4 protein-coding genes are annotated in these 4,750 nt (G+C 41.1%); 1 reads left to right on the top strand and 3 read right to left on the bottom strand.

Annotated features, from left to right (window positions below):
* The coding region (locus tag BACCELL_RS05815) for a TonB-dependent receptor (protein WP_007210686.1) at positions 1 to 1,840 on the bottom strand (1,840 nt) is incomplete at its 3' end.
* A gap of 222 nt (positions 1,841 to 2,062) precedes the next feature.
* Between BACCELL_RS05815 and BACCELL_RS05810 the strand changes: the two genes are divergently transcribed.
* A complete protein-coding gene (locus tag BACCELL_RS05810; protein ID WP_165361053.1) occupies positions 2,063 to 2,602 on the top strand; it encodes a hypothetical protein in 540 nt (179 codons plus the stop codon).
* Positions 2,603 to 2,613: 11 nt separating this feature from the next.
* Here the strand turns inward: BACCELL_RS05810 and BACCELL_RS05805 are convergent, their stop codons facing one another.
* Positions 2,614 to 3,549 carry a ComEA family DNA-binding protein gene (locus BACCELL_RS05805; protein ID WP_007210684.1) on the bottom strand — a complete coding sequence of 312 codons (936 nt, stop codon included), beginning with the start codon at positions 3,547 to 3,549 and terminating at the stop codon, positions 2,614 to 2,616.
* 3 nt (positions 3,550 to 3,552) lie between these two features.
* On the bottom strand, positions 3,553 to 4,750 hold a 1,198-nt coding region (locus tag BACCELL_RS05800), incomplete at its 5' end, for a sodium-dependent transporter (protein WP_007210683.1).

Here is a 4,750-nt window from a genome sequence, read left to right as displayed (position 1 = left end):
GACGTCCAGATAACTTTTGCCAGTCTTTCTGGTTATCCCACGTTTGTACTATTTTATTGTCTTCCTGTAACTTCTCATCCATAATGGCATTGGGACGATAATCATATGCACCCCATAGATTACTGTAGAAAATGCCTTTCTTCCATTCATAAGTCAGTTCCGTGCGATAGCACATATACGATTTCAGGTTTGGATTACCACGGCGTATCTGGAAAGAGTCTATAGTTTGTTCTATAGCACTCAGGTTACTCAATGAAGGAGTTGCATTGAATACTTCGGCTTTCCAACGGAGGTATGAGTTCTCGGAAAAAGTGTAATGCAATGTAGCTTTCGGGTTTATATTGTACTTTTTAGAAGAATCATCATTCCCGCTTTGGTTGTAATAGAAACGGGTTAGACTGATTCCTAATCTATAATCCAATTTGTTTATCTTACCACGGTATTCACTGAATATGTAACTGTTTCCCTGGTTCATCCGGGTATCATAATTATGGCCGTTTCTGTATTCGTTGTTAGAATAGGACTGGGTGTGCTTTAAGCCAAAACTCAATGCGTTTCCTTTTGAGAACTGCTTTTCGTAAATGGCTTCTCCAATTAAGGAGTATTTGTCACCCAATACATTGTTATTAATGTCAGTCAACATTTCGTTGTGTAGGCTTTCCTGATAGATACGGTGCGACTTCTCCCGGTTGTAAGTTCCTACCAGATTGAATACCAACGTCTGCTTCTTTTTTAGGTTTTGCTGATAGTAGAGGTCTAAAGAGGGGCGAGTCCAGCTATTCTTGGTGCGGTCTATCATATTTACCATATCTGTTTCATCATTCACATTATAGAGCACTCCTTGGTAATCCCAATTGGGTTGATTGTTTCCACGCAGGCGGAATGTGGCACTGAAGAGAGAATTCTTGGATGCCTGAAGGCTGTAACTGACATTCAGATTTTGCATAAACAACATGGCATGGCTGGGTTCTCCCTTTTCTACGCGCTGAGTGGTATTTCCATCTGCTAAGCGGAATGTTTCTTCATTATCCCGATACATACCGTAGAAATCGCGAGGGCCCATGTGGTAAGAAAGACCGAATTCTGATTTTTTATGATTGACTTTACCGAATACATTGTAGCTTCCCCACATTGCATTGATTCCCTGACTGAGATCGGTGCCGAAGCTTCCTCCCGTATCGGGGCGGCGAACAATGTAATCGAGTACGATTTCCGCATTGCCATAACGTAAGCCGGGATTGTCATGATATTCTATACGGATGATATCGGCGGGGCGCAGAGCTTTTATCTCATTGATATCTGCCTTGACTCCGTTGATACGTATTTGTAGTTCACCCCCACCGGATATTCCGATTTCGTTATTCATCGGATTGACCTGGATACGTGGGAGCATCAGTTCTTGTAACAGATTGACTCCATTGGTGGAGACTTTCATCTGGCGTTCGGAAGGGAATACCAGTTTCCGGTCGGGACGGTTGATTTGATTGGAACCATTGATGATTACACCCTCCAAGGCTACTGAGGCATCTTCCAGAAAAATATCTCCCAGATCTGTATTACGTTTTACTCCATTCAATGTGATGTATTGTGTGTTGTATCCAACACAAGAAAGAACCAATCGGTAATTTCCAGCTTCTACTTTATTGAAGATGAAGCTTCCGTTATTGTTGGTAGACACACCATTTACAAAGACAGAGTCGGTGGTTTGTAGTACTACGTTTACAAATTCTGTGGCTTCATTGTCTGTTGCATTGCGTATAGTACCTTTTATCTCTATTTTTTGAGCAAATACTCCCTGTACCATACTGACTATTAGTATGGCTATTAATAATCTTTTCATTGTGATTTTTTTATTTTAATTTCTAATTTCAGACTGGCCTGTCCTGTTTCAGATTGTTTTCTATTGATTAGACGAAGTAGAGTCTGGTAAAGTTGCATCAATTGCTGTTTTTTATTTAGAAAAACAAACGCCTTTTAAATCTGTTTCTATATAAGATGGATGGAAATTATAACATTTTGTTATATCTTAGCCCTGATTTTTATAACTTATATAGATTGCATTATGAAAAAAGTAATTCTTGCTTTAGTTGCATCTGCATTTGTGTCATTCGCTTATGCGCAGGATGTAAATTTCGATTCCTTTAAACGAATCGAATCGGATAAGGTGTTGAACCTGTCAGCCGATCAAATTGCAAAAATCAAAAAGCTAAATAAAGAAGTGGGACCTAAGTTTAGAGCTATTGGACGGAGTAACCTTCCTGGATATGAAAAGGGGCAAAAGAAGAGGGCGTTGGCTCTTGAACACAAAGCTGCCATTAGGGCTATCTTGTCAGAAAATCAAATCAAAGCATGGGAAACGCATTATGGAAGTATGAATAATGGTGAAGGCTTGCGCGGCATCATGAAAGATGATTACGATAATAGACTCGATCAATTGGAAGCGAAATTTGAAAAAGATAAAGAGGCTATTGAAAATAGTTCTTTATCTAAAGATGTCAAAAAAGACAAGGTGAGGTCCCTTAAAAATCAATATAAACAGGAGAAGGAACGCTTGAAGAATGAACGTGATGCTGCTATCCGGTCAGGAGTTTTGGAGAAGTAATTTTAAGGCTATCACTCAAAGCAGACATAGTGGCTGATTCTTTCCAGATCAGCTTTTGTAAATTCCTCGTAAAGGGAGAAAGGTTTAAGGCTCGTTAACGAGCCTTTTTTCTTGCGGTATTCTACAATGGCTTTGGCTTGATAGAAGTTGATGTAAGGGTGGGAGCGTAATCTGTCTATGCCAGTGTGGTTCAAGTTTATGCGGTGAACATTTGTCAGGTCGATACTAAACCAGGCTTGCAGTTGTTGGGTATCCAGATTGATATCCTTTAATTGTTCTATTTGGTAGAATCCGCCAAGGCGTTGCCGATAACCCACAATCAGGCGGGCAATGCCGCTTCCGATACCCGGAACCTTTTTTAATTCGGTGGTGTCGGCGCGATTAAGATCAAGAATAGTGCCGGTTTTATATTTTATATTTTCCACTGGTACAGTTTCTGTAATATACAGTTGTGGTGTATGACGTACTGTGTCTTCCGGTGGGATATGTATGTAAGGTGACAGAACAGAGTATTGATCTTCTGTCATTCCATATATCTTTTTAAAATCTTCCGTTTTACGGAATTTGCCACCCTTTGCCCGATAGTGCAGGATATTCTTTGTCATCCATGCTGGTAGTCCTAAGTGTCGGAATGTTATGGAGTCTGCCGTATTGGGATTGAAAGAAGCCAAGATGACGGGAATGCTTTCTACCTTCTTTGGCTTATAACTCGTATATTGCTTTTCACCGGATTGCTCTTTTTCTTCCAGTGAGGCTATGAATTCTTCATATTCCTGTTGGGCGATAGCTTGTATAACCTTGTCATCCAGAGAGGTCTGATCTCTTCGTTGCCAGGCGGATATAAGATACCCGGCGAGAAAAACGATACAGATAGTTGCTATGAGCATCAGGATACCTCGCTTTTCTCCCCGGGAAAAGTAAAAGAAATCTTTAAATAGATTCTGCATCTCCTACAATTCCAAGAATCCCAATTCCTTAATAAAGATGAGTGAAATTGCTATCGGAGCTATAAACTTCAATATGAAAATCAGCAATTTGTAGAACGTTACTTTCAGTGTTCCGTTATTGCTGACTTCTTCCCAGACAATCTTTTTATTCAGATACCAGCCGGTAAAGATGGAAATGCACAGACCACCTAACGGTAACATGATCTTAGCTGTGACAAAGTCGAACATGTCGAATAAATTCAAGCCGAACAGAGTATATCCTTTACCTACTCCCAATGAAAGAGAACATAAGGTTCCCAAAAATATACAACCGCCCGTTACGAAGCTTGCCGCGCGTTTCCGGCTCAGGTGGAATTCCTCGTGCAGATAAGCCGTCACCACTTCGTGCATAGAGATGGTGGAAGTCAGTGCTGCAACTGCCAGAAGAATATAGAACATGACTGAAAATATATAAGCTAATAAAGGTACTCCGCTAAATGCCTGTTGGAATACATTGGGTAGTGTAATGAAGATAAGACTCGGACCGGCATCCGGCTGAATACCCACCGAAAATGCAGCAGGAAAGATGATAAGTCCTGCCAATATAGCTACAAATGTATCGATAATACTGACACTGAAAGCAGTTTTAGTCAGATTCGTGTCTTTTTTGAAATACGATGCATAGGTGCAAAGGCATCCCATTCCCAGACTCAGGGAGAAGAAGGCCTGTCCCATGGCACTTAGGAATACGTTGGTAGTTACCTTATCCCATTCCGGTTTTAGAAGAAATTCCAGACCGGCACCAGAGCCAGGTAATGCAATGGAACAACCTGCCAGTATGATTAACAGAATAAACAACATCGGCATCATAATTTTGGCAGACTTTTCAATACCTTTTTCCACCCCTTTCACGATGATGAAGTGGGTGGAAAGAAGAAAGAGTACCAGCCAAATAACGGGGCGCCAGGGATTAGAAGAGAAGGAATTAAATGTGTTAATATAATCGGCTGCTGTTTTTCCGGCAAAGTTATCGGTAACAGCTTCACCAATGAATTCCAGTGTCCAGCCAGCCACTACGGAATAGTAGCTCAAGATCAGAAAACCTGCCAATACTCCCATACGACCTACCCAACGCCAGTGCGTACCCGGTGCCAGTTTTTGATAAGCACCGGCAGTGTTGGCGCGTGAATGACGTCCGATAAGAAACTCGGATACCATGATA

The organism is Bacteroides cellulosilyticus DSM 14838 (assembly GCF_000158035.1).
In the GTDB taxonomy this organism is placed as follows: Bacteria; Bacteroidota; Bacteroidia; order Bacteroidales; family Bacteroidaceae; genus Bacteroides; species Bacteroides cellulosilyticus.
Note: the sequence above shows the minus strand (reverse complement) of the source record. Positions and strands in the feature narration are given on the sequence as shown.